Origin of the sequence: Amycolatopsis sp. CA-126428, assembly GCF_002904335.1 — a bacterium.
In the GTDB taxonomy this organism is placed as follows: domain Bacteria; phylum Actinomycetota; class Actinomycetes; order Mycobacteriales; family Pseudonocardiaceae; genus Amycolatopsis.
On the sequence record NZ_PPHF01000095.1, the window covers coordinates 1 to 26,339 of the forward strand.

The 26,339-nt window shown below is 71.2% G+C and carries 17 protein-coding genes; 10 read left to right on the top strand and 7 right to left on the bottom strand.

Going from position 1 to position 26,339, the window contains the following annotated elements:
* Positions 1–228: 228 nt before the first annotated feature.
* Positions 229–3,102 (bottom strand): ATP-binding protein, encoded by a 2,874-nt coding sequence (locus C2L58_RS24915; protein ID WP_233225910.1) that lies wholly within the window; start codon positions 3,100–3,102, stop codon positions 229–231.
* A gap of 290 nt (positions 3,103–3,392) precedes the next feature.
* Between C2L58_RS24915 and C2L58_RS24920 the strand changes: the two genes are divergently transcribed.
* Positions 3,393–4,931, top strand: a complete 1,539-nt coding sequence (locus tag C2L58_RS24920; RefSeq protein WP_103340025.1) for a S8 family peptidase — start codon at positions 3,393–3,395, stop codon at positions 4,929–4,931.
* 42 nt (positions 4,932–4,973) lie between these two features.
* Here the strand turns inward: C2L58_RS24920 and C2L58_RS24925 are convergent, their stop codons facing one another.
* Positions 4,974–6,419 (bottom strand): trypsin-like serine protease, encoded by a 1,446-nt coding sequence (locus C2L58_RS24925; RefSeq protein ID WP_103340026.1) that lies wholly within the window; start codon positions 6,417–6,419, stop codon positions 4,974–4,976.
* Positions 6,420–6,825: 406 nt separating this feature from the next.
* On the opposite strand from C2L58_RS24925, the gene C2L58_RS24930 reads away from it, so the two are divergent.
* From C2L58_RS24930 to C2L58_RS24950, 5 genes are all read left to right on the top strand, one after another.
* Positions 6,826–7,533, top strand: coding sequence for a S1 family peptidase (locus C2L58_RS24930; RefSeq protein WP_103340027.1), 708 nt, complete (start codon positions 6,826–6,828; stop codon positions 7,531–7,533).
* Positions 7,534–7,640: 107 nt separating this feature from the next.
* The gene (locus C2L58_RS24935; protein ID WP_146073671.1) at positions 7,641–8,528 is read left to right on the top strand and encodes an XRE family transcriptional regulator; all 888 of its coding nucleotides are present in this window, start codon (positions 7,641–7,643) and stop codon (positions 8,526–8,528) included.
* Between the two features lie 142 nt (positions 8,529–8,670).
* Positions 8,671–9,210 carry a CHAP domain-containing protein gene (locus C2L58_RS24940; protein ID WP_103340029.1) on the top strand — a complete coding sequence of 180 codons (540 nt, stop codon included), beginning with the start codon at positions 8,671–8,673 and terminating at the stop codon, positions 9,208–9,210.
* A 117-nt stretch (positions 9,211–9,327) separates the two neighbouring features.
* Complete coding sequence (locus C2L58_RS49360; protein ID WP_158264167.1) at positions 9,328–11,445, top strand: hypothetical protein; 2,118 nt, start codon at positions 9,328–9,330, stop codon at positions 11,443–11,445.
* The gene (locus C2L58_RS24950) at positions 11,442–12,620 is read left to right on the top strand and encodes a S53 family peptidase (protein WP_233225911.1); all 1,179 of its coding nucleotides are present in this window, start codon (positions 11,442–11,444) and stop codon (positions 12,618–12,620) included. Before C2L58_RS49360 ends, C2L58_RS24950 begins: the two co-directional genes overlap by 4 nt.
* 723 nt (positions 12,621–13,343) lie before the next feature.
* Here the strand turns inward: C2L58_RS24950 and C2L58_RS49890 are convergent.
* Positions 13,344–13,493: a hypothetical protein gene (locus C2L58_RS49890; RefSeq protein WP_199191430.1), complete on the bottom strand. Its 150-nt coding sequence runs from the start codon at positions 13,491–13,493 to the stop codon at positions 13,344–13,346.
* Positions 13,494–13,674: 181 nt separating this feature from the next.
* Here C2L58_RS49890 and C2L58_RS24955 point away from each other — a divergent pair, with 181 nt between their 5' ends.
* Positions 13,675–14,466 (top strand): aldo/keto reductase, encoded by a 792-nt coding sequence (locus C2L58_RS24955; RefSeq protein WP_103340030.1) that lies wholly within the window; start codon positions 13,675–13,677, stop codon positions 14,464–14,466.
* Here C2L58_RS24955 and C2L58_RS24960 read toward each other — a convergent pair.
* The gene (locus tag C2L58_RS24960; protein WP_103340031.1) at positions 14,448–14,915 is read right to left on the bottom strand and encodes an SRPBCC domain-containing protein; all 468 of its coding nucleotides are present in this window, start codon (positions 14,913–14,915) and stop codon (positions 14,448–14,450) included. The genes C2L58_RS24955 and C2L58_RS24960 overlap by 19 nt on opposite strands.
* 94 nt (positions 14,916–15,009) lie before the next feature.
* On the bottom strand, positions 15,010–16,605 hold the full coding sequence (locus C2L58_RS24965; protein ID WP_158264168.1) for a right-handed parallel beta-helix repeat-containing protein: 1,596 nt from the start codon (positions 16,603–16,605) through the stop codon (positions 15,010–15,012).
* Between the two features lie 507 nt (positions 16,606–17,112).
* Here C2L58_RS24965 and C2L58_RS24970 point away from each other — a divergent pair.
* From C2L58_RS24970 to C2L58_RS24980, 3 genes are read left to right on the top strand one after another with little or no spacing between them, the layout of a single operon-like run.
* Positions 17,113–18,144 (top strand): LacI family DNA-binding transcriptional regulator, encoded by a 1,032-nt coding sequence (locus tag C2L58_RS24970; RefSeq protein WP_233225912.1) that lies wholly within the window; start codon positions 17,113–17,115, stop codon positions 18,142–18,144.
* Between the two features lie 36 nt (positions 18,145–18,180).
* Positions 18,181–18,714 carry an SDR family NAD(P)-dependent oxidoreductase gene (locus tag C2L58_RS24975; RefSeq protein WP_103340034.1) on the top strand — a complete coding sequence of 178 codons (534 nt, stop codon included), beginning with the start codon at positions 18,181–18,183 and terminating at the stop codon, positions 18,712–18,714.
* 54 nt (positions 18,715–18,768) lie between these two features.
* Complete coding sequence (locus C2L58_RS24980) at positions 18,769–19,092, top strand: SRPBCC family protein (protein WP_158264169.1); 324 nt, start codon at positions 18,769–18,771, stop codon at positions 19,090–19,092.
* Between the two features lie 182 nt (positions 19,093–19,274).
* Here C2L58_RS24980 and C2L58_RS49895 read toward each other — a convergent pair whose 3' ends face one another.
* Positions 19,275–19,544 (bottom strand): hypothetical protein, encoded by a 270-nt coding sequence (locus C2L58_RS49895; protein WP_199191421.1) that lies wholly within the window; start codon positions 19,542–19,544, stop codon positions 19,275–19,277.
* Positions 19,545–26,156 carry a colicin E3/pyocin S6 family cytotoxin gene (locus tag C2L58_RS24985; protein ID WP_199191422.1) on the bottom strand — a complete coding sequence of 2,204 codons (6,612 nt, stop codon included), beginning with the start codon at positions 26,154–26,156 and terminating at the stop codon, positions 19,545–19,547. It abuts the gene before it with no gap.
* Between the last annotated feature and the right edge of the window lie 183 nt (positions 26,157–26,339).

Genomic DNA, 26,339 nt, shown 5'->3' on the forward strand with positions numbered 1-26,339 from the left:
CCCAGGGCGACCGGCTGAGCAGTTCGACGTCGAGATCCGGGATGCCGGTCACGATGCGCAGGAGGTCGTGCCGATCCCCGTCGCCGAGCGTGTGCGCCTCGGGGAAGTCGGCCGTCGAGAACAGCGAGCCGAACGAATCGTCCGGCCCAACGAGGTCTCCGGGCTCGCCGAACAGCTCTTACCGAGCCGATCGGTCCCGCGCCGGACGCGCGAACCGGCGAGAACGCTTCACCCCGCGCGAACTCCGACGAGCTCGTCGCGCGACCGTACCTTCAGCTTTCGCAGGACGTTGGCCACGTGCTGCTCGACGGTCCGCCTGGACAGGAACAGCACCTCCGCTATCTCCCGGTTCGTGTGGCCGTCCGCCAGCAGTGATGCCACGTCGAGCTCTCGCGGCGACAGCTGGTCGCCGTATCCCCGGCGGCCGCGGCGTGACGGAACCGCTCCGCCCATCGAGCGGGAGGTGTGGCGGCAGCGGGCCGCGTCGCGAGTGGCGCCCAGCGCCGCGAAGGCGTCCGCGAGGTCGGCGATTTCCCCCGTCACGCCGGTGTCTCCGTGCTCGAGACGGCAGCGCGCACGGCGTTCGGCCGCCAACGTCGCCGGGTACGGCGCCGGAAGCCGGCCGTAGCGTTCGCTTGCCTCGTCGAAGAACCGGATCGCGGCCGGCTCGTCGCCGGCCGCCGCCGCGACGATCCCGCGAGCGTCGGCGAGGACCGCGCGGGCCATCGGCGCGTCCAGGCCGATCGTCTCCCGGTCGAGCTCGTCGAGCAGCGCGCGGGCCTCCACGACGCGGCCGGTCCGGCAGAACGCCTCCGCCGCCGTCGGGATCAGGTCGCCCGCCCACGCCCACACCCCCTTGGTGCGCAACAGCTCCAGGCCGCGGGCCGCCTCGGCCGCCGCCGCTTCGGCGGCGTCCTGCGCCAGCAGCATGCCCGCGATCCCGCCGTGCGCGGCGACCACCACCGGCGTGACCGCGTTCTCCGGCCGGTCGACGCCGATCGCGGAGAAGCGGGCCGCCGCACGGTCCCAGGCACCGCGGGTGCCGGCCAGCAGACCCAGGACCAGCGACAGCTCGCTGCTGACCGGCAGCAGATCGCGGTATTCGGCCAGCAGCCCGAGTGCGCGTTCGTCCAGCCCGGTCCACTCACCGCTCAACCAGTCGATGTGCACGCCGGTGGTGCGGGCCGTGCTGACGACGTACGGGGTCCCGGAGTCGGCCGCGAGCTGCATCCCGCGCTCCAGCAGGCCGCGCGCCCGCCGGTGGTGCCCGGTCCACGCGCCCGCGTCGGCGGCGTTGCAGTACAGCCGCGCCAGCTGACGTTGTTCCTCCGCCGTGCCGGCGGCGGGTGGGACGCCCTCGAGTTCGGCCCACGCCCGGCGGTCACCGGTGTGCAGCCGGGACGGGACGTTGTTGGCCATCAACGTCAGCCGCAACCGGGTGTCGGAGGTGGTGGTGATGAGCGTGTCGACCCGGTCGAGCCACGGCCGGTGGGCGCGCAACGGCGTCGCCCCGATCCACGGCTGGGCCAGCACCGCCATCGCCCGGCCGGCCAGGTCCGGGCGGTGTTCCAGCCCACCCAGCGCCACCTCGAGCTCGACGCGGGCCGCTTCCAGCCCGCCCGCCTGCCGGGCGAGCAGCAGGCCCAGGCTCAGCCGGATCTCCGCCGACAACCGGCCGGACAGCCGAGCGTCGCTCAACAACCCTTCCAGCGTCGTGATGACGTCGGTCTGCGAAACCCCGTTCGCGGCGACCGACGCCAGCTTCACCGCCAGCCTGTCCACCGTGGACGGTTCGAGATCCGTGGTGGCCAGCAGGGAGCGGAGCAGCCCGATCGCCGTCGCCGGGTCGCCGGCGTCGATCGCGCGGTCGGCCGCGGCCTCGCCGTACCGCAGCGCGCCCGGGCCGTCCCCGGCCTTGCGGCTGTGTTCGGCCAGCTCGGCCAGGGGCGGTGGGTTCCGGCCGGCCAGAGCGCGGACGGCCCGCCGGTGCAACTGCTCCCGGTGCGGCCCGGGAATCGTCCGGTACGCGGCCTGCCGCGCGAGCTCGTGCCGGAAGCCGTAGCGGCATTCGGCGAACTCGACGAGCACGGCGCGTTCGAGAGCCAGCACCAGCGCTTGCCGGCCGCGCGCCGCCTCCAGACCCGCGATCTCGCCGAGGATCGCCGCGGAACCGGGTTCCCCGAGCACCGCGGCCGCTTCGGTGATCCGCCGCGCCGCGAGCGGCAGTGCCGCCATCCTCTCGGCCGCCGCTTCTCGCAGCGGCACCGGCACCTCGGCTCCGTCGAGCATGCGCCGCGCCACCGCATCGTCCTGGACCGCTCCGGCCGGATCGCGCAGCACAAGCAGGACTTCTTCGACGACGAACGGGATTCCGGCCGTGCGCTCGTGCAGCCGGGCCGCGAACGCGGCGGAGATGTCCGGCTCGCCGAGCACCGCCGCGGCCAGCCGGCGCACGCCGCCGGGATCGAGGGGGCCGAGCCGGATCCGCGTGGTCGAGCCGCCGGCCGCCGGGCGGTGCGCATGGCCGAGGGGCAGCCCGCCGGGCGCGTCCTCGGGCCGGTAGGTGACCACGAGAACGGTTCCCGGTGGCAGGTCGGCCGCGAGGAACCGCAGCAACCGCCGGGACCCGTCGTCGGCCCAGTGCAGGTCGTCGACCACCAGGACCAGCGGGCCGAGCGAGTCCAGCAGCTCCCGGACCGCGCGGAAGAAGCGGTGCGTCTCCGCACGGCTGTCACCGAGCGGATCCGGGGGCGGGGGCAGCGATGGCGCCAGCTCCGGGACGTAGCGCCCCAGAACACCCGCGAGCGGGCTCAGCCGACCTGCCGGTGGCAGGTGCCGGCCCGCCTCCCGAAGCGCCTCGACGACCACCCCGTACGGAAACGGCTCCCGCCCGGGCCGGCAGCGCGCGGCCAGCACCCGTGTCCGGCCGAGCTCGGGGCGCGCCGTCAGTTCGGCGGTCAGCCGGGTCTTGCCGATCCCGGCCTCGCCCTCGATCACCACGAGCGCGGGCGGACGCCGGGCGGCGGAGAGCAGCGCGGCCAGCTCGTCGGTCCGGCCGACGAACACAGGAGACGCGCTCCTGGTCACGATCCCGTTCGTCATCGCCGTCCTCCGCCTGCTCGAAGCGCGGCACCGCCCCCGAACCACCTTGTCCGGACCACCTTGTCCGGATTGCCCGAGCGTAGGACCGACCGTCCGCTGCACGGAACCCGCGGCGGCAGGCACGGAACTTTCGTAGGGCCACGCCCCGGGCATTTGTTTACGTAGCCCTACGGGGCGCTGCCTCGCTTGTTCTCGCAGATCACCGCGCCCGACAGTGAGTCGGCGGTGGCTCTCGGTCACCCGGCCGGGCCGCGACGCGATTCACCTGTTCGAGTGAGTGGAGCTGAAGCATGCGCACAGTTCATCGGAAGGCGGGCGTACTCGCCGCAGCGGTCCTGGCCACGCTGGCCACGGCCGGCGCGGCGGCCGCCGCGCAACCGGAGGGCACCGTGGTCCCGGCCCGCCAGCACTACGGCGACCAGTACATCGTCGTGCTGAAGGACGCCCAAGCCCGCACGAACCCGGTGTCCCTCGCCGGGCACTACGGCGGGGAAGTCCGGTCGACCTACACCCGGGTCCTGCACGGGTTTTCCGCGCGGCACCTCACCGCGCAGCAGGCACGCCGGCTCGCCGCCGACCCCGCGGTGGCCGCGGTCTACGAGGACGGCACGGCGCGGATCACCGGCACCCAGACGAACCCCACCTGGGGCCTCGACCGGATCGACCAGGCGAACCTGCCCCGCGACAAGTCCTACACCTACCCCAACACCGGCGAGGGCGTCACCGCCTACGACCTCGACACCGGGATCAAACCCGACAACCCCGAGTACGAAGGCCGCGCGTCGATCGGCAAGGACTTCGTCGGCGGCAACGGCAGCGACTGCAACGGCCACGGCACGCACACCGCGGGCACGATCGGCAGCAAGACCTACGGCGTCGCGAAGAAGGTCAAGATCGTCGGGCTCAAGGTGCTCGGCAACGACTGCACCGGCAACGGCCCGGACTCGGCCGCGGTGGACGCGATCGAGTGGGTGACGGCCAACGCCGTCAAGCCCGCGGTGGCGAACATGAGCCTGACCATGGACCAGGTCGGCGTCGGCGACGACGCGATCAAACGGTCGATCGCCGCGGGCATCGTCTACTCGGTGGCTGCGGGCAACAACTCCACCGACGCCTGCAACACCAGTCCCGCGCACGTGCCCGAGGCGATCACGGTCAACGCCTCCGACGAGAACGACAACCGCGCGTCGTTCTCCAACTACGGCAGCTGCACGGACATCTTCGCGCCGGGCAACAACATCACGTCGCTCGGGCTGTCCAACGGCAGCAGCGCGAACATGAGCGGCACGTCGATGGCCACCCCGCACGTGACCGGCGCAGCGGCGCTCTATCTGGCGGCGAACCCGGGCGCCACCGCGCAGCAGACGCGGGACGCGCTCGTCGGCGGCGCCACGTCCGGGGTGGTCAAGAACGCCGGCAGCGGGTCACCGAACAAGCTGCTGAACGTGTCGTTCATCGGCGGCGGCACCCCGCCGTCGAAGTGCGGCGCGAAGTCGAACACGACGCCGGTGGCGATCCCGGACGCCGGAGCGGCGGTCACCAGCTCGATCACCCAGGACGGCTGCGACGGCAAGGCGTCGGCGGCGCTGGCGGTGAAGGTCGACATCACCCACACCTACACCGGCGACCTGACGCTCGACCTGATCGGCCCGAGCGGCACGGTCTACTCCCTGCAGAAGGCCGGTGGCGCCGGGTCGGCGTCGGGCATCCACACCACCTACACGGTGAACGCGGCCGCCGAGGCGGCCAACGGCACCTGGCAGGTGCGGGTGCGGGACGTCTACCGGTACGACACCGGCACGCTGGACGGCTTCACGATCACCTTCTGATCCCCCTGGGGCGGGGTGGCCACCGCCTCCCCGCCCCAGTCCTCATCGGACGGTCAACGTGTACGTCGCCGTCGCCGTCTTGCCGGACGAGTCCTTCGCGGTGACCGTCACCGGGTAGGTCCCGCGCTGGAACGGTCCGATCACCTGCATCCGCGACGTCCCGCCGCCGTTCACCGTGGCGGGGTTGAAGAACGGCGCGAACGACAGCCCGGTGGCCGACAGCGTCACGGTGCCGGTGCCGCCGGCCACGGTGACGGTCGCCGTGGTGAAGAAGCCGGGCTGCACGGTCCCGCCACCGGGGTCGACGCTCACCTTCAGGTCGCCCGTGGGCGGCTGGCCGCTGCCGACGGTGAGCGTCAGCTTCGCGGTCGCCGTGCCGCTCGGACCGGACCCGGTGATCGTGACCGGGTAGTCCCCCTGCGGAGTGCTCGCGGACGTTTCGACGGTCAGCTTCGCGGTCTCCCCCGAGGTGATCGTCGCGGGCTGGAAGGTCGCCTTGGTCCCGTCGGGCAGACCGGACGCGGTCAGGTCGACCTTCTCCGGCCCGTTCTTCCCGGCGGTGCTCGTCACCGAAGCGGAGGCGTACTGGCCCGGTTCGACCTGGACCGTGCCGGGCGCGACCCCGAGACCGAACGTCTCCGGCGGGGTGACGTCGCCGATCTGCTGCTTGACCCAGTCGCCCATGTCGTTGTTGAGCCGGCCGTAGACGCTGTACCACTTGAAGTCGCTTCGGCTCCACGACGCGACTCCGGCGACCTTGCCGTCGACGATCAGCGGACCGCCGCTGTCGCCGGGCAGGATCGAGACGTGGCCGTCGGAGTAGCCGCTGCAGATCATGGTGGCTTCCTGGAACCCGGCGCCGACCCCGTTGCAGTTGCTGCCGGCGACGATCGGCAGGCTGAACTTCGTCAGCGTGACGTCGCGGGTGTTGTCGTTGAAGTCCTTCTTGCCGTAGCCGAGACCGAGGCCGGTCTTGCCCGGCTTGTTCAGGTCGGTGTCGGCCGAGGTGGCGAACTTCGCGTACTGGCCGCCCGGTACCGGGATGTCCCGGTCGGTGGTCACCACCGCGACGTCGTAGCCTTGGTCGAAGTTGACGTACTTGGGGTGGGTGTCGTAGCTGACGACGCCGATGGACGTGCCACCGCCGGCGTTGAGGTCGTCGAGCCCGTAGAGGAACGACTTCTGGCCTTCGGCCGCCTTGCAGTGGGCGGCGATGAGGATCTTGCGCGGCGCGACGACCGATCCGGTGCAGGTCTGGCCGAGCGGCCGCGACCCGCCCTCCCGCAGCCCCGCGATGATGAACGGGTAGTCCTTGACCGACGCCGGCGTCCCGCCGACCGAAGACGGCGAAACCCCCGACGGCAGCGGCGTTCCGCCGAGCGGGGTGACCGCGGGCGGATTGCCGCCCGCGTGCGCGGTGGGCACGGCGAACAGCGGGAGGGCGAGGACGGCGGCGAACGCGCCCAGCAAGCGTTTTCTCGAGTTCACGGCAGCTCCTTGTCGAGGTTGCTGCCGGTACTTTCCGGTGACGCCGGATCCGAGAACAACCGGGGAACCGCCCCGTACGGCTACGGAACTATTGATGATCGCGCCGGGCGCCGTGAGGCGGGCCGGTCGTCCCGCGATCGCGGGAGCGGCTGTGAACGTTCCTCCGGTCAGAGCGCGTCTTCGGTGCCGTGGCGGAGGAATACCGGCGGAAACGGTGTTCCGCGAACCGCCTCGCCCCCCGGAACGATCCGCGACTTTCGTCTTCCTACCGACGACGGTGGCTCGCCTCCTCGACGCCGGGACATCGTGCGGGCACCGGGATTTCCGTTCTGGTGAACCGGTGTTCCGGTGTGTCCCGACCGTTCCGACTACCAAGCGGCGACGACGCCGCTGATTGTGAGCGATCATGCGCAAGGTGCTTTCGGCCGCACTCGCGGTTCTCGCGATGGCCGTCCCCGGGGTCGCGCAGGCCCAGCAGACCTCCGGCGCCCAACCCGGCATCATCGGCGGCACGACCGCCACCGAGACCTACAGCTTCATGGTCTCGCTGAGCAACGGCTGCGGCGGCAGCCTCGTCGCGTCCCAGTGGATCGTCACCGCCAACCACTGCGGCAGCGCGTCGCAGGGCCGCATCGGTTCCACGAACAAGAACTCCGGCGGCGAGGTGGGCCGCATCGACCGCCGGATCACCAAACCCGGCACCGACCTCACACTGATGCACCTGGCCACGGCGGTGCGGGCCACCCCGGTGCCGATGGCGACGAGCAACCCGGCCGCGAACACGACCGCGCGGCTGCTCGGCTGGGGCTGCACGAGCTGGCCGAGCTGCAGCACCCCGACGACGCTGCGGCAGATCGACCTGCGCGTGCTGCCCAGCAGTTCCTGCTACGCCGGTGGCGGCGGCTCGGGTGACGTCTGCGTTTCCGGCGACCGCACGCATTCGGCGTGCCACGGCGACTCCGGCGGCCCGGCGGTCGTCGGCACGACCGGCAACTGGACGCTGGTCGGCGAGACGCACGGCCCCGGCGACAACGGCGGCGAATGCGCGACGAGCACCCTCTACACCGGCATCGCCCAGCACCTGAGCTGGATCCGGCAGCAGATCGGATCCTGACCGCGAGCCCCGGTCACCGGCGGGCGACGCGCTTTCCGCCGGTGACCGGCAGCGGGCAGGACTTTCGTCGGTTCCGGTTCGTCCGGGCGGTGATCATGATGGGAGAAGTGACTCCTCCGCAGCCGAGTTCGTTCGCGGTCACGTTGGACACCGCGATCGACGAAACCGGGCTCTCCCTCGAACGGCTCCAGCACCACCTCGCCGCCCGCGGGGTGCGGCTTTCGCGATCGGCGTTGTCCTACTGGCGCCGCGGCCGCTCGCAGCCCGAGCGCGAGAAATCCCTGGTCGCCGTCACCCACCTGGAGTCGGTGCTGGGCCTGGCCCCCGGAACCCTGACCTCCCAGCTCGGCCCGAGGGCACCGCGTGGGCGCTGGCTCGGCGAACCCGCCTGCCGGATCGAACGCCGGCGGCTGTGGCCGCAGCTGCGGGCGGTGTCGGGGCAGCTGAAACCGCCGCCCGACGGTCAGCTGTCGTTCTGGTCCGTCCACGACCGGATGGTCCTGGACGAGCACGGCCGCGAGCGCGCCCTGCAGGTCCGCATGGTCGCCGAGGCAACCGTCGACGGCGTCGACCGGCTGATGACGTACTACCAGGCCGACTCGTCCCTGACCACGCCCCCGGCCTACCGCATCGCCCGGCCCGCGCGGCCGGGGCAGGTCTGCCTCGATCCGGAAACCGGGATGGTCGCCGGCGAACTGCGCCTGGAGCGCCCCCTCGCCCTCGGCGAAGTCACCGTCGTCGAGTTCGAAATCCGCTTCGCGGACGGCTCCCGCATCGACCACTACCACCGCCGGTTCACCCGGCCCGTCGCCGAGTACGTCTGCCAGGTGCAGTTCGGCCCCCGGGTGCCCGCCCGGATCCGGTCCTTCGAACAGCGCGGGCTGGGCGGCCCGGAGCACCCGAGCCGCCCGGTGTCCGTCGGCGCCGCCCACGTCGCCACGCTGGCCGCGCGCGACGTCCGGCCCGGTATCCGGGGCATCGGCTGGCGGTGGTGACGCAATTCTGTGAACGACCGGCCCCGACCAGCGTGATCACCTTCCGCGGAACGAGTCGTCCACAAAGGCCTGGGTCGGGCGCGAACCCGGACCTACCGTCACGGCACACCGTTTCCCCGCCTCCCCCGCAGGAAGGGCCACCATGCGCCGGACCGCTCGTGCCGTAGTCAGCTTCACCGCCGCCATCGCTTTCGCCGCGGCCGGAACGGCCACCGCCACCGCCACCCCCAGCCCGGCGCCACACCCGCACGCGGGCTCGATGGCCGCCGAGTTCGGCACCGTGCCGGCCGCCGCGACCGCCGGCACGATCGGCGACATCTACCCCGCGAAGTGGCGCAACGTCCCGCAGGACTCCGTCGTCGACGACTGGAACATGTACAACCGCGAGTGCGTCTCGTGGGCCGCTTTCAACATCGACCGCCACGGCGAAAGCGCGAACAACTACGGCGACGCCAAGTACTGGGACGACAACGCCCGCGGCGACGGCTACCGCGTCGACAACACCCCCACCGTCGGCGCCATCGCGCAGACCGACAACGGCACCTACGGCCACGTCGCCATCGTCGACAGCGTCCGCGGCGGAACCGTCACCGTCGAGGACTACAACTGGGCCGGCGACGGCCACTACCTCGTCCACGACGTGAACGCCTCTTCCTTCCGCTACATCCACTTCTACGGCTGATCCCCGCCGGCCGGCGAAACGTTCTTCGACGGAGGAAGAGCCATGCGATCTCGAGCAAGAAGTGCGCCGCCGGCCCGGTGGGTCACCGCCTCCGCTATCGCAGCCGGGTTGTGCGCGGTGCCGGTGCCGGCGGCCCACAGCGCCACCCCCGTCCGGCCCGCCGGCTCCGCGGTGCACCAGGTCACCCTGGTCACCGGTGACCAGGTGATCGTCAGCCAGGCCGCCGGCCGCCAGCGGATCACCGTGCGCGGCCGTGACGGCGCCCGCCCGGAGTACCTCACCCAGCGCATCGGCGGCGACGACTACGTCATCCCGGCCATCGCGGTGCCCTACCTGGGCAAGGCCTTGGACCGGGCTCTGTTCGACGTGTCCGCGCTGATCCGGGCCGGTCTCGACCACACGCCGGTGAAGATCACCGCCCGGCCCGGCGCCACCGCTCCCGAGCCCGGTCCCCGCTTCGGTGCCGCACTGGCGCGTCAGGTCGGCGCGGAAGCCACCGGGCGGCGCACGCGCGACGGCAGCCTGTTCGGTGGCGTCACCGCCGTGCGGCTGGACGCCCCCGGCGCGCCGCAGCCCGTCGCTCCGCGGTTTCCCATGCACACGCTGAAGGTCCACCTCGACCCGCCGGGTGCCGGGGACGGCACCTTCATGGCCCTGGCCAACAGTGACGACGGACGGAAGTTCGCGAGCGCGCTGACCATCGAAGGCCACGAGGCCCGGGCGAGCGTGCCCGAAGGCCACTACAGCCTGGATGCCTACCGCACCACCTACGACGAGCACGGAGTGCTGGCCTCGGTCCGGGAATTCAGCTCGGAGTTCACCGTCGAGGCGGACAAGGAAATCACCGTCTCCGCGGCGAAGGCGACCGCGCAGCTCACAGTCGGCACGCCGCGTCCGACCGGCCCCGTGGCGCTGAGCCCGAACACGGTCCACTACGACGCCCGCGGCCAGTTCGCGTTCTCGATGGGCGTCGACGTCGCCGAGGGGCCCGTGTTCGTGCAGCCCACCGGTCCGAGCGCGGTGGGCCACCTGCTGTTCCGCCCGCTGGCGCACGGCGACTCACCGGCCGACGCTCCCGAGCCCTACAGTTACGACGTCCTGCTGGCCGGCGAAGGCAGCATCGCCGCCAACCAGCACTACGAGATCACCGCAGACCAGCTGACGACCGTCAAGCCCACCTTCTACCACGACGTACCCGGCATGACCGGGCTGAACGGGTGGACCTTGGCGATGCCCGACGACGGGACGCCGCTGGAGTCCGTTCCGGTCAGCCTCTTCTCCCCGGTCAGCTACGACGCGCCGCGGACCGCGTACCTCGCGGGTCCCCCCGGGACGGTCTACAGCGAGGCCGGCTTGGCCGATCCGGAGGACCCCGCGAGCCTGTACATCGGCGAATGGCACCAGAGCACGCCCGGCCGGACCACCACGATGGACTTCTTCCGCGGCCCGCTCGCCGCGGGTTTCCAAGGCGTGCGCAACAGGCCCGAAAGCACCTGGCTGTGCCAAGCCTGCCGGGACGGTGACGAGCTGAGGGTCTGGGCGAGCGGGACGATCGACAGCGCGGGTCAGGACGTCCTCGGCCCGGCTCGCCCCGGCACGGTGTGGGCTTCGAGCTACCGGTTGCTTGCCGGGGACACGACGGTGGCGGAAGGTACCGGGACCGGCACGGTCGACCCGGTGACGGTACCGGCCGCGAAATCCGGCTACACCTACGTCGTCGACCAGACCAGGGAAGCGCCCTGGATCCGCCACTCCACCGACACGCACACCGAGTGGACCTTCTCCTCGGAGCACTCCGGCAGCCGCACCGTGCCCGGCACGTGGCACTGCGGTCCCCTGTTCGCCGAAACGATCGACAACGCCCAGTGCGGCGCGGTGTCGCTGCTGACCACCCGCTACCAGCTCGACACCGACTCGGCCTCGACGGTCCGGCCCGGCCCCGGCCAGCTGCAGCTCACCTTCGGCCACACTCCGGGAACCCTGGACCTGCCGACGACCGCGGCCACGGTCGAGGTGTCCTTCGACGGCGGCAAGACCTGGACCCGGGCGGCCGTCACCGACCTGAACAACCACCGCTACCTCGCCCGGTGGACCAACCCCGCCACCACCACCGCCACCGACGCGGCCCTGCGGATCAGCGGCACCGACACCGCGGGCAACACCATCAGCCAGACGGTGACCGCGGCGTTCACCGTCGCCGGTCCGGCGCAGCACCGGAAGGACGGGATCCGTTGAGCATCCGACGCTTCAGCATCATGATCGCGGCCGCGGCCGTAGCCGTTTCGATGGCCGTGCCCACCGCCGGCCCCGCCACCGCCGATCAAGCCCCCGCGCCGGCGTGCAATGCCGGGACCGCCCCCGGCGCCGTCCGGTGCCTGGCGCTCTACCGCTCCGCCCACCGCACCGGGATCACCCCGGCCACGGCTCCGGCCGGGTACGGTCCCGCCGGGCTGCGCCAGGCCTACCGGCTGCCCGGCAGCGGAGGCGCCGAGCGGACGATCGCGATCGTCGACGCTTACGACGACCCCAACGCCCAAGCCGACCTGGCTGTCTACCGCAAGCAGTACGGGCTGCCCGAGTGCACCACCGCCAACGGCTGCTTCCGGAAGGTCAACCAACGCGGTGAGACCGCGCCGCTGCCGGCTCCCCACACCGGCTGGGCCATCGAAATCTCGCTCGACCTGGACGCGGTCTCCGCGGCGTGCCCGGACTGCCACCTGCTGCTGGTCGAGGGCGACCGGCCCGAGATGCCGGATCTCGGGGAGGCGGTGGACACCGCGGTGCGGATGGGCGCCGCGGCGGTGACCAACAGCTACGGCGCCGACGAGTCCGGTGAGCTGATCGCGCAAGCGGCCCGGCACTACGACCACCCCGGCGTGCCGATCCTCGCCTCCAGCGGGGACGACGGCTTCCGGGCCGCCTCAGTTCCGGCCGTGCTGCCCACGGTGATCGCCGTCGGTGGGACTTCCCTGACCGAGGACACCACCGCCCGCGGCTGGACCGAGCACGCCTGGAGCGGCGCCGGCAGCGGGTGCTCGGCGTGGATCGCGAAACCGGCTTGGCAGCACGACGAGCACTGCGGCATGCGGACGGTGTCCGACGTGTCCGCGGTCGCCGACCCGGCTACCGGCCTGGCCGTCTACGACACCTACGAGCTGGGCCCCGACGGCGGCTGGCTGGTGGTCGGCGGCACCAGTGCGTCCGCCCCGCTGGTCGCCGGGATCATCGGGCTGGCCGGCCACAGCGCGCGGTACCGGGACGCCTCTCCGCTGTACGCGCGGGCCAAGTCGCTCCGCGACGTCGTCGGCGGCTCCAACGGCTTCTGCGGAGAGGACTACCTGTGCACCGGGGTGGCCGGTTACGACGGCCCCACCGGCAACGGCACCCCTCGCGGGATCACGGCGTTCTGACCACACCGCCGGGATCACCACCACCGCGGCCGGTCGGACCGGAATTCCGGCCGGCCGCGGTTTCCGGTGCCCTCCGGCTCTCGGTGATCCGCTCGCGGTCACGACACGTCCCGGGCCCCGAGCGCGCGAGGTGCACGCCACCGCCGCCGAAGGCCATCCGGCCACCGGAATCTCGTCGAACGTTCGCTCCGCGACCGGCTGATCCGGTCCGAGGCGGGAAAGCCACGACGGTGAGCTGCTCGCTCAGGACCCGCCCCACCGTGGAACGGCAGCACCGCCACGGCACCGGAAACCAAGTTCGGCTTCGAATCCGAACGCGCCCCTCGCCTGGGCTCAACACAGCAACCACCCTGTCCCGGCGTCCACACACGCACCACGAACGACCTGCACGAACAGCCCGGCAGAACCCGGCACGCACGTGCCCGAGAAGTGCCCGAGAGGTCTCGCACACGACGACAGAACCGGTAAAGCCCGACACAAGCGAAGGCCGGTGACCAGCCGAAAAGGTCTTGTCCGACATCACTCGGCACCACCCGACACCCCAAAACGCGTTCTCTTAACCAGCGGGTTCGGGGTTCGAGTCCCTGATGGCGCACCCTCCACCACCCCAGGTCGATCCTCATCGGCCTGGGGTTTTGTGGTATCCGGAATCCTTGCTTCCGCTTCCTCTCTGTCCATTGTGGTCTCCTGTGAGCCCGAGAGCGCAAGCCGGGTGCAACGCCTTCACGCGTCCGGCCGCTCGCCGGTGACGGGAGTCCGGGGCAGGCGTCCCGCGCGCGAGTGCCCGGCGAGTGTGCCGCCGGTGATGGTGACGTCGGTCTCGGTGAACCGGTGGTCGGCGTCGAAGGTGCCGGTCGGCGTCTTGCTGCGCACAGCCGGCTTGATCGACAACGAGCTGTCCGGTCAAAGACAGCCCGAATCTCGTCACGGGCACTTCGCGGCAATTAGCGGACGTTCCTTAACCGCCCACAAAGGACCGCAACCATGTCTCTCAACGCTGTCGCGCCTCCGAACTTCCGCGGCCAGGCCTGATCTTCGCCGAGAGGAGCACCCCATGCGGACGCGCCCCCTCGGCCGGACCGGTATCCAGGTCAGCGGTTTCACCCTGGGCACCATGATGTTCGGTCCGTACGGCAACCCCGATCCCGACGAGTGCGTCCGCATCGTCCACCGCGCGCTCGACGACGGCATCAACACCATCGACACCGCCGACGTCTACGGCGATGGCGAATCCGAGAAGATCCTCGGCAAGGCACTGCGCGGCAGCTCCCGGCGGTGGATCGTGTCCGCCGTGGAGGGGTCCCTGCGCCGCCTGGGTGTCGACCACGTCGACCTCTACCAGGCCCACCACCCCGCGCCTGGCACCGACGTCGAGGAAACGCTCGGCGCACTCACCGACCTGGTGCGCGCCGGCAAGGTCCGCGCCATCGGCCATTCCAACCTGCCCGCGTCGGACATCGTGGAAGCCCAGTGGGTGGCCGAACGACGACGGCTGGCCCGGTTCCGAACCGAGCAGCCGCACTACTCGATCCTCAACCGCGGGATCGAACGCGGAATCCTGCCGGTCTGCGAACGGTCCGGGCTGGGGGTCCTGGTGTGGAGCCCGCTCGCGATGGGCCTGCTCGCCGGACAAGCCGGGCTGCCGCTTCCCCACCTCGCCCTGGCCTTCGTCACCGCGCATCCGGCTGTCACCTCGGCGATCATCGGCCCACGCACGCCCGCGCAGCTCGACGACCTGCTCGCGGGAGCCGGCACCCTCCTCGACGACGACTTGCTCGACCACATCGACGAGATCGTCAACCCGAACTTCCCGCACCACCGGCGCTGTCAGGCGCGAAGCGGCTGAGCGGATGCCAGCCCCTCGAGCCATCGCTGGTGCCAGTGCAGCAGGCACGGGCGGATCCACCGCCCGGCGACACCGGGGAGGAGACCGCGTTGCGTCTCTTCGATCGCCACCAGCGCACCGCCGCCGGGGCGCGGTTCCAGGAGCCAGCGGTGGTGGCCGCGGGTGCCGAACGCGGTTCCCGTCCAGGCGAGTTCGCGGTGCGGGTCGAACAGCGTGACCACGCAGTCGACCCGGAAGTTGAAGGTGGTCCAGCGGAATCGGGTGCCGGGACCGAGCTCGGTCACGTCGTCCAGCGCGACCCGGCGCGCGTTCGCGTACCAGCCCGGCCAGGACGGCGCGTCGACGAGGATGTTCCAGATCGTCTCGACATCGGTGTCCACCAGGAGTTCGTTGCGCGTGTGGATCGTCGTTTCCTCGGGAGCCAAGCCGTTCGGCCAGTGGATCGTCATGGTCTGCTCCAAGCCAGGTCGTGCCGGACCGGAGTCCGGAAGGGCTTGCCGGCCCCGGCGGGGGGCGGGGCCGGCAAGCGGGTACCGCTCCGGATCAGCTGGTTCCGGTGCGCCGGCGGCGGACCAGGACCACGGTCACGACGCCCGCGGCCAAGAGAGCGGTGCCGCCGGCGAGGAGCGGAAGGGTGTCGATCCCGGTGCGGGGAAGGCCGGCCGGGCCCGCGTTGCCGGCCGCGGCCACTTCGGCGGGCTCGGCCGGAGCACCAGCCGCCGACGTGGCCGCTTCGGACGGCGAGGGCTTTTCGGCTGCTCCGCCCGCTTCGGCCGGCGTCGAGACGGCGGCTGTGGTTCCGGCCGGTGCGAACTCCTGAGCACCGCGGTCCGGCGCCGGGCCGGCGTGCCGCCGCCCCGCGGCTTCGATGGCGGCCAGCTGCGACGTGGAGCCCGAGTCGATCGCCGGCGATCCCTTGACCAGGCCGAAGTTCGCGGTCGCGGAGTCGGTGCCGGGCCGGCTCAGCTTCGGGTCCGCGACGAGGTCGTGCGCCCCGGTGGCCACCGGGGCGTTACCGCCGAAGTAGATGTTGTAGTCGTAGCTGACGTCGGTGTTCTTGCCGTTCGAGTTGACGGGTTTGCCCGGGCTCGCCACCACGATGTTGTTGAAGATCCGCACGTCGGCGCTGTACGCGGCGAAGATGTTGGCGTACGGGTCCATGTTGGGGCTGCGGCCGTTGTGGTAGGCGGTGTTGTTCGCGATGTCGACGTGCTGCGACTTGAACGAGTGGATGCCCGAACCACCGTTGTCGAACGACACGTTGCCGGAGACCAGGACCCGGCCCTGGTAGTCGGCGCCCATGCCCTCCTTGTCCTTGAGGGTGTCGATGATGATGCCGTTGCCGTCGGAGTACTTGCCGATCCGGGTCCAGATGACCTTGGTCTCGTTGTCGTAGACCGTGTTGCCGGTGATCCGGATCTTGTACTGCGCCGGGTCGCCGGTGCCGACGTCGGTGGCGCGCAGGATGGAGATGCCGCTCGTGGCGTACTCGGTGTACCAGGACGTCGAGTGGACCCGATTCCCGTTGATCGTCACGCGGTCCGCGTCGATGGCCGAGATCCCGCCGCCGGGGCAGTGGTGGACGTCGTTGCCGCTGATGTCGAGGTCGTGCGCCGGCTGGCCGGTCTTCTCGTCTTTGTAGGCGCCGATGCAGTTGGTGTTGAACACGGGCGTCCGCCGGCCGGCCTGGCTCCGGGCCTCCGCCAGGTCGAGCGCGAGGGCGTTGCCCGCGACTTCGAGCCCGCTGATCCTGATGTGGGAGGCTCCGGTGATCCTGATGCCGTTCCAGCCGGTGACCGGGTGGATCACGGGCTTGGCACCCGGGAACGCTTCGTAGGTGATGGGGGCGCCCGGCGCGCCGGAGCGGGTGATGTTCACGACGTCCCGGCCGGTCGCGGTCTCCTGGTAGGTGCCGCTCATCAGCTGCACGACGTCGCCCGGAGCGGTCGCGTCGGCGGCTTTCTGGATCGTCTTGAACGGGCGCGCCGACGACGTGCCGGGGTTGCTGTCGGAGCCGGCCGGGCTCACGAAGTACGTGGTGGTGGCCGCGTTGGCGGTGCCACCCGTGAGGAAGGTGCCCGCGGACGCCGCGGTGAAGCCCACGACGGCCGCGAGCCTGAGGAGCATGGCGGGTTTCACGAAAGTCCTTTCATCGAAGGCAGCCGGTACCGCACTGGTCTTGGTGCGCCTTGCCGAAGCGGGCATCGGCTGCCCTGCGGCGCGAGTGTGTCGAATGGACGGTGGTCTGACAACCCTCCGGACGGAGGTGCTTCGGAGCGCGACTTGACCGGGACCCGGCGTAAGCAGCGGAAGAGAGAGATATGTTGCGGCGCCTCGTGGAATAGGTTTTCCACGCGGCACGGCGCAGAGCGTAGCGGACGTGACGCGGGCTCGTTCGAGGTCCTCCGGGTGCACGGACGCCGTGGTGCGATCCGACCACTCAGGCCGCGTCCTGTCCCGTGGGAAGTCGTCGCCGGTGTTGAAACCGGCCGCGCCAGGGGTTAGAGTCCCGCTGTGTGGAAAACGTATTCCCATCGTCGTGCCGGTGACCCGTCGCGAAGCCGGAGCACGACGCCGCGCCCGCCGGGGCCCAGGCCGCGGGGGCAGCGTGGGTGAGCCCTCTTCCGACCCGTAGAGTCGGTGGCCGTGGAGGGAAACGCGACACTGTTCGACGTGGCGCGGGTGGCCGGGGTTTCGTTGGCGACCGCGTCGCGAGCGATCAACGGGAGCACCCGGACGGTCGGCGCCGAGCTGCGGGAACGTGTGCTGCGCGCGGCCCGGGAGCTCGACTACGTCCCGAACGTCGCCGCTCGCACGATGAAGCGCGGCCACGACGACGTCGTGGGCCTGATCTTGCCCGACATCGTCGATCCGTACTTTTCCGGGCTCGCGTCGGGCGTCATGCGGGCGGCCGAAGAACACGGCCTGATGGTGTCGATCGCCAGCACGCGCAGGCGGAGCGGGAAGGAAGCCGATTACGTGGCGGGCTTCCGGCGCCAGCGCAACCGGGCGATCATCCTCGCGGGGAGCCGCACGACGAACCAGCCCGAAGCCGGCCTGCTGCAGGCCGAGATCGACCGGTTCGAAGCGCAGGGTGGCCGGGTCGTCGCGGTCAGCCAGCGCAAACTGGCGGTGGACACCATCGTCGTGGAGAACCGGCAGGGTGCCCGGGAGCTGGCGACGGGACTGTCGGATCTGGGCTACCGCGACTTCGCCGTTCTTGCCGGCCCGCGGGATCTGCTGAGCGCCCGGGATCGGCTCGCCGGCTTCCGGACCGGCCTGGCGGGCTGCGGCATCGAGCTGGCCAAGGAGAACATCGTCAACAGCGAGTTCGACCGCGACGGCGGCTACGAAGCCATGGCCCAGGTGCTGCGGGAACGCGGCGACGTGGACTGCGTGTTCGCGGTGAACGACTTCATGGCGCTCGGGGCCATCGCGGCCGCCCGATCGCACGGACTCGACGTGCCCCGCCACGTGGCCGTCGCCGGTTTCGGCGACTCCTTGAGCCTTCGGGACATGTCACCCCGGTTGACCACCGTCCGGATCGACTCCGAGCGGCTGGGCCGGCTGGCCCTGGAGATGGTCCTGTCGGCCGGCGGTGAAGGCCCTCGGACCCGGCGAGAGGGGTGCCAGGTGATTTTCGGGACCAGCACCCCGGGCCGTCGCCGGAAGCGTTGACCTCGCCACGCCCGCTCCACCGAACCCGCCCAGACCATGCAGGACGAGTTCGACGATCCCATCGAGACAGCGGCGTTCACCGCGTTCGCGAAGTTCGGCTTCCGCCGCACCACGATGGCGGATGTCGCCGAGGCCGCACAGATGTCGCGGCCCGCGCTGTACCTGCGGGTCAAGAACAAGGATCAGCTGCTCGAGCTGGTGGCGGCGAGGCTGCTGGCCCGGTCGCTGGCCCGGGCGCGCGCCGCGGCGGCCACCGAAGTCCGCGACCAGTTCGAGACGAACGTGTTCGGGTTGACCCGCATGATCCAGCTGGTGCTGCCCTCGATGCGCGCCGCCGGGCAAGGCCGCATCGTCAACATCTCTTCGATGGGAGGTCGCCTGACTTTCCCCTTTGGCGGGTTCCACCACGCGTCCAAGCACGCCGTCGAAGCGTTGTCCGACGCCTTGCGGTTCGAAGCGGCCCCGTTCGGGATCCGGGTCTCCATCATCGAGCCCGGGCTCATCACCACCCGGGCGTTGACGCCCGGACGCGTCTGGGACCGAGTCGTCGCGACCACGATGGGCTTCTGAACAGTGGCGGCCGATCCTCCGTGGCCCGCTGAGCACAGCCCAGCACACGCGGCCGTGTATGCGCGCAACGAAGGCATTGTCACGGCCTCGCCGGAGCGGGTCTGGCAGGCCCTGACCGACGCGGAAGCCTGGCCGCGGTGGTACCGCAACGCCCGACGCGTGCACATCGCCCGGACGGGACCGGGACCGACGACGCTGGTTGGGCCGGTGCTGCTGGATGCGTTTCTGCGGACCGGAACCAGCTACCTCGACTTCGCCGGCGAGACACCGTTCTTCGAACACGCCCTTTCCCGCGCTGACGAAATTCGCGGCGCGGGCATCGTGGCGCTTCCCGGGGCCGGCGCCCGGTTCGCAGCGCCGGAGCGTCGGCTTCGGTGACGGCCGGGCAACCCGGGTCCCTGCTCGGACGGTTGATCGCACGGCTCCCGGACGGTCCGGATGAAACACAGCTCCGCGAACGCTCGGTGGCGGTCTGAGCTCGCGCGACGGCCCCGGACGGCCGCACGAGCTCCACTTCACTGCGCGGGCCGGCGCGAACAGTCAGAAGTATCCTTCACGGCTCATTGCCCGCCGTCGTCGCCGGGCCGGCCCACGACCTGGCCGGGATAGTCCCGGAAGTAGCTGAGGAAGTACTCGACGTCCGGCTCGAACCGGATTCCGTGCCGGTCCGCCAGCAGCTCCCGGCCCTCGGCGGAGAGGGCGACGTCACCGCCCCGGTACTCGCCGGGATCGCCGCCGAGCAAACGCGTCAGCTCGTCCTCGCCGAGCCCGGCGAGGTCCTGCTCGAACACCTGGCTTTCATCCCGGCCGTAACCGGTGACCGCCCACATCTACTTCTCCACTCGCCTGGTCGGGTCGCCGTCCTTCGTCTGCTCCCCGGTGTCGGGGTCGAACTCGCCGAGGTGGTTCCTTCCGTTCTTCGAGTACTTCTCGACCGCACCGTGCTGGGAGTCCCATTCAAGGATGCACCCGTCGTCGTTGATCCAGCGCTTCCGGGTCCCGCCACCGCCCTGGACCGGCGTCTTGCCCTTGGCCGGTACGGCGTTGGGGAAGCCGGGCAGCGACTTGGGCGCGGGCACGTAGCCCCACGAAGGGTTGCGCCCGGTGCTCATCGCGGCGGAGACCTGGTGGGCCACGTCGGAACCCGCCCCGCCGACGAGGTAGCCCACCACGCCCCACAACGCCACGTCCCCGGCGACGACCGCGGGAGTGGCCGCGCCGCCGGTGCCGACTTCGACCACCGCCGAGACGATCACGGCGGCCCCGGCCAGCAAGCCGCCCGCGATCGCGCCGAGGATGCTCCACTGGCCGTTGGGATCCACCCAGTTGAGCGGATTGTCGTTGGCGTAGGCGTACGGCGTGCCCGAGATGTCCGAGAGCGGGTCGACCGTGAGGAACAACGCGGTGGCCGGGTCGTAGTAGCGCGACCGCAGGTGCACGAACCCGGTTTCCGCGTCGGTGTACTGCCCGGTGAACTGCAGCGGGGTCGACGCCGGGCCCGTGTGGGTGGCCCGGCCGAACGGCGTGTAGGTGTAGCCGCCGGTGACCGCACCGGAAGCGTCGAGCAGCGCCAGCGTCGAACCGACCTGGTCGTGCACGAACCAGGTGGTGCCCCCGGTGCCGATCTGCTCGATCGGCAGGCCGTCCGGCCCGTAGACGTAGGAGTTGGCGCCGTCGGAGAGCACGTTCGCCGGCGAGCTGATGTCCCACACGAAGGCCGACGTGACGCCGCCGGCGGTCTTGGCGACCCGTTGCCCGCTGCCGTCGTAGACGTAACTCGCGGAACCTCCGGGGCCGGTGGCCGAAGTGAGCCGGCCGGCCTGGTCGTAGCCGTAGGTCGAAGCGGTTCCGGCGGCCGGAGTCGCCTTCGTCCGCTGGCCCAGCGCGTCGGACGCGTAGGTCGTCGCGCCGCTCGGCACCGTGGCGCAGTCCTGGCCGCCCGGTGCCGGGCCCGAGGGCAGGGTCCAGCACAGTTGACCGGCGGGGTCGAACGCCTGCGTAGCGGTCGCCACGGTGGTCGGGTTGTTCGCCGCGTCGTAGCCGAACGCCGTCGCCGAACCGCCGGAGGTCGTGGAGGCGAGCTGTTCCCGCGGGGTGTACCCGTAGCTCTGGGCGACACCACCGGCGGTCTGCGACGACAGCTGGTTCTGCGCGTCCCGGCCGTAGGTGACGGCCAGCACCGTGGCCGTGCCGGTGGCCGCCGACGTCCCGGACAGGAAACCCGAATCGTCGTAGGTGTTGGTGAGCGTGGTGCCGTTCGGGTAGGACGTGGTGAGGAGGTGGCTGTCGGCGTTGTAGCCGAACGCGGTCTTGTTCCCGTTCCAGTCGGTCACCGTGGCCAGCCGGCTCGCGTCGTCGAAGGTCCGGGTCAGCGGCGTGCTCCGGCCGGGATACGTGACCGAGGTCCGGTCGCCGTTTTCGTCGTACCCGTAGCCGACGACCGCGCCCGAACCCTGCTTCTGGGCGACCACCTCACCGAACGTGTCATACGTCCAGGTCGACGTGCCCGTCCCGTCGACCAGCGAGATCCGCCTGCCGACGGGGTCGTAGGCGTAAACCGCCTTCGGCGTCGAGGTATCGGAATAGGTGATCGACGTCGTCTCGCCCGCGGCGTCGTGGCCGAACGTCGTGACCTGGCCGGCCGGGTCGGTGCTGGTGACGATGCGGCCCGCCGGGTCCAGCTGAGCGGTGGTGACCCGCTGGTCGGCGTCGGTGCGGGAGTTCTGCCGGCCCTGGCCGTCATAGCCGTAGGTGGTCTTCGCGCCCTTGCCGTCGACGGTCTCGGCGGTCGTCCCGTCCGGGTTGTAGCCGGTCAGCTGGGTGGTCCCGTCCGGCTGCGTGATCTTGACGGCCCGGCCGGCGGGATCGTAGGAGGTCGTGACCGTGCGGCCGTTCCCGTCGGTGTCGGCGGTCTTCTGCCCGTCGGCGTCGTAGACCGCGGAATCGGTGTGCCCGAGCGGATCCGTCGTCTTCACGACGTTGCCCCACGGGTCGTGGTCGTAGGCGGTCGTCTTCCCCAGCGGGTCCTGGGTGGAGGTCGTCAGGCCACGACCGGTGTCGTACCCGTAGCGGGTCTTGTTCCCGAGTGGGTCGGTGCTGGTCGTCCGGTCGCCGAACGTGTCGAAGGCGTCGGTGGTCGTCTTGCCCCTCGGGTCCACCGTCCTGATCCGGTCGCCCGGGTGCGCGGGGTCGTCGTAGTAGTAGGAAGTCGTCCGCACCGGCGCCGGGCCGAAGTTGCCGGTGGTGGACTCGACGACGTTGTTCGCCCTGGTGACCGTGGTCGAGGTCAGGTCGAGCACCCCGGCCGCACCGGCCGGGATCTGCCCTTGCTGGTCGTACTGGTCGACCGTGGCCACGCCGGTGGCGTCGATGGTCTCCAGCAAGTCGCCGCTGTCGTCGTAGGCGTAGTTGGTCGTGAAGCCCAGCGCGTTCGAGGCCGAAATCCGGTTGCCGTGGTCGTCGTAGCTGAAGGTCTCGGTGTTGCCGTCGGCGTCGGTCTTGGTCGACACGCCCAGGGTGACCGGGTCGTAGGTGTAGGCCGCGGTGCCCGCGTCGGTGGTGCCGTAGCCCTTGGTTTCCGAGACCAGCAACCCGTTCTGGTAGGTCTCCAGCGTCTTGTGCCCGGCCGGGTCGGTCACCAGGGTCTGGCCGGCGGCGAAACCACCGTCCGGTCCGTAGGTGAACGTCGTGGTCGCGCCGTCCGGATCGGTCTGGCTGCTGACGCGTTCCGAGCTGTCGTACCCCATCGACGTGACCGCGGAGGCAGGGCCGCCGAAGTTCGCCGGGGTTCGCATGGAGGTGAGCAGGTGGCCGGCCGCGTAGCCGTACCGGTAGTGGTCGTCATCCTTCGGCGACGGTGTCCTGGTGGTACCGACGCCGTACACATCGGTCAAGTTGCCGTCGGCGTCGTAGCCGTAGCTTACCTGGCGGCCGGCCGTGTCGGCCAGACCGGTGATGTGCGAACCCGTCCAGGTCAGGGTGTACGTGCGGTTGCCGGGGTCGGTGACGGCCGACAGGTGGCCGGCGGCGTCGTAAGCCAGCGTCGTCCGGTAGGGCGGCGACGCCTTGCTGCCGGCCAGGTCCGTCTCCGCCGTCAAGTGTCCACTCGGGACGTCGAAGGTGAAGATCTGCTGCCCGCGCCGGGTGTACACATAGGACGATCCGCTCTTGACCAGTTTCGCGTCGAAGCGGGGCGCGGCCGGGGCGTAGGCGCCCGAGCTGTTCACGAACGTGACCGCTGAACCGTCCTCCTGCCGGACCGTCACGTTCCCGGTGGCGCCGTCGGTCACCGCCGCGAGGTTGTAGGAGAAGGTCCAGCCCCAGCCGAGCGGGCCGTCCGCGGCCAGCGCTTTGTTGGGTCCGGCGGGATCGGCGATGCCTTCGGCGTAGCTGCGGGTGAACTTCAGCGCCGCGCCCCGGCCGGGCGTGCTCAGGTCGGTGAAGTCCTGGCCGAAGTAGCCCGTCGAGGTGTCGACCGGGTCGCCCGCGGTCCGGCGGGCGCAGCCGCACGCGATGAACGCCGGGTTGGAGCCCCGCGGCGCGTCCTGGATGCCCGGCGGTCCCCCGATCGGCTGGCCGGGGGTGCCGCCCATGGGGACGAACGCGACGGCGTCGAAGGCGACGTCGAAGTCCGAATAGCCTTCGCCACCCTGGCCGGTCGAGCTGCCGTTGTTGTTCAGGGTGACGTTGCCGCCGTTCTGCATGGCGAACGTGCCGATGGTGACCCACTGCTCGGAGTTCCACGCCTGGTTCACGCGGATCTTCCACGGCGAGACGCCGCCACCGGGGTTGATGTTGTAGACGACGTTGGTCGCCTGCGCGCCGAGGCCGGGCAGGTGCAGCTTGACCTTGTAGTACTGCAGGGAAGGCAGGTTCGGCGTCCAGACCCCGGTGTTGATCAGCGACGGGTTCGTGCCGTCTTCGGTGTGGGTGAACAGGACGCGGCCGCCGAGGCCGGTGCCGAGCTGGTGGGTGTCGATCGCGCCGATCGGGTCACCCGCGGAGTTCTTGCCGTAGGTGTAGGTGAACGTGCCGTTGGACGACCAGTTCGCCGCGCCACAGCCCTGCAGGTTCAGCCGCGACGGCTCGTCGTCGACGATGATCGAACCGCCCGGCACCTTCGACGTGTCCTGGCTGCACGTCGGCGGGTTCTGGGTCGGGTTCCCGGGTTCCGAGCCGCCCGAGACGGCGTACGGGCTGGTCGCGCACGTCGTGCTGCAGCTGGGAAGCCAGGTCACCGGCTGGTGCCACCAGCACTGGAAGTCGTCCAGCATGCAGTGACTGGCGCCGGGGTTGTCCGGGTTCGTGGTGTTCGGGTCGCAGTGGTTGTCGGCCGTGCACATCGTGGTGAACGGCGCCGGCTGCACCCAGCGCTGACCGCCGTTGTACGTCGGCTTCGCGTAGGCCTGGCTGCCGTAGCGGATCAGCGGGCTCGCGGTCCAGCCGAGCACGCGCTCCTGGTACGGCCAGCTCGCGGGGTGCGCGGCGTCGGCGTAGGTGTCCTGCAGGTACGGGTCGCGGTTGGGCGGGTAGTCGAGGTTGGCCGGGTTGTTCGTCCAGCCCAGGCCCCAGGTGCCGTGCGGGCCGGTGCACGCCGGGCCCGGCGTGCAGCCGGTGGTGTTGCCGTTCGCGGCGTTCGGCTGGACGCCGGAGTTGTACGCCCAGGCCGCGAAGTACCAGTTCTCGAGGTAGCGCGGGTCGGCGTTGTTCGCGGTGATCCCGGCGGAGTACAGCTGGTTCCAGGTGCTCTCCAGGATCTGCAGGCCCGCGGCGATGTTCTCCTGGTAGTCGACCGCGACCTTCCACTGCCCGTGCTCGGAGAGCGAGTGGTCGCCGATGTGCATGCCGTCGGTGACCTGGCCGATGCCGTAACCGCAGTCCGAAGCGGCGTAGTTGATCGAGACGATGTCGCCGCCCGCGCCGTAGTAGCTGGCGATCAGCGGGTCGCCCGCGGTGCCGGCCGGAGCGTGCCACGACGCCTGCGACCAGTTCGACTCCTGGGCCATGATGCCCTCGTAGATCGATCGCGGCACGGTGCTCGAACCGCCCGCGGGGTGCGACAGCGAGATCAGCGGGAAGTCGCTGCTGGGGGCGTACCCGACGAGGCCCATGTTCGCGAAGTTCGCCGGGCGCGTGTACGCGCTGCCGGTGAGCAAGCCCTGCTCCGCCATCTGCACGGCCCAGTTCACCTGCGCCGGACTGGGCTGCATGACCTGCCGGTTCGCCTGCAACGGCGGCACCGCGCACTTCGGCGACTGCGCCGCTTCGGCCGTGTTCGGCGCGGCCCTCGCGGCAGCGGGGGCGGCGTCACCCTGCGGGCTGAGGCGGCTGGCCCGCGGCGCGGGCGCGGCGTCCTTCGGCACGGCGGAGTACGTCGGCACGGCGGTGGCGGCCTTCGCCGTGCCGGCCGGGACCTCCGGCGCCAGGACCTTGCCGGTCTTCGTCGCCAGCATGGCCGGGGCGGACTTCCGGCCGTCGGCATCGGGGCCCAGCAACGCATCACCGTCGAGCGACGACGCCGTGGCGCCCCGCGCGAGGCCGTCGTCCTTGACGCTGGTGACGCCCGCCTTCGCGAGGACGTCGGCGGCCGCGGAATTCGCGCCCGAGAGGACGGCGTGCCCGGCGCGGCCCTGGAACAGCTGGACGCGGCTCAGGTCACCGGTGCCGAGTGTGGTCACCTGGCCCGCCTGCACGTGGACCGCGGTGGCCGTCTTCGTCCCGGCCTTGGTGTGCAGGAAGCTCACGCCACCGTCGGCGGCGGGACGCAGGTCGTAGGCGTCACCGGGGACGGTGGCGATGGTGGCCGGATTTCCCTTGGCGGGCACCGAAACCAGCCGGTTGCCCGCGACGCCCACGATGCCGTCCGCGGCCGGCACCGCGGAGGTGACCTGACCCGGCGCGGTGACCGAGCTGTCGATCTTGCCGGTGCCGAGGTTTGCGCTCAGCAGCCGGGTGGTCTGGCCCCCGGCGACGGTGAACACGGCTTCGTCGCCGGTGCCACACCCGGGCGAGTAGTACTTCAGGCCGACGCCACCGGCGAGCGCGCGCACCGTCCCGGAGACGAGGTCGACGGAGTAGGCGAAGGCACCGTGGTCGCGCGCGGCCTGGGTGTTCACGGCCGACGCGGGCAGGATCGCCAGCGCGGCGAACTTCCCGTCGCCGGACAGGCACTGGTAGCCGGTCCAGGAGGCGTCGTCGAACCCGGCCGGATGGATCAGCGCGATCTCGTGCCAGGCGTACCCGGCGGCCTCGCGGCCCAGCTCGAGGTGGTAGCCCTGGGCGTCACCCCAGCCGTCGATGGCGAGATCGGCCGACTTCGCCGCCTGGGGCCCGAAGTCGGCGGGTTGCGGCGGCGCGGCGGGCTTCGGCGCGGCCGGCGGTTTCGGCGCGGCGGCGGCCACCGAAACGGTGCCGCCGATCAGGGAAAGAACACTCAGAATCAAAACGGCGAATCGAACGGCGGTTCGTGAAATCGACATGCGTCTGCCCGCACCGAACACGGCCTGAACCTTCCCCCAGCGACCTCGACGAGGCCGTTCCCGCTCAGCTGACCGGAAGTCCCGGGGCCGCTGCAGGCAGCCTAACCCGGCGGATGATCTCCACCATCACCCGTTGGAGTGACGTCA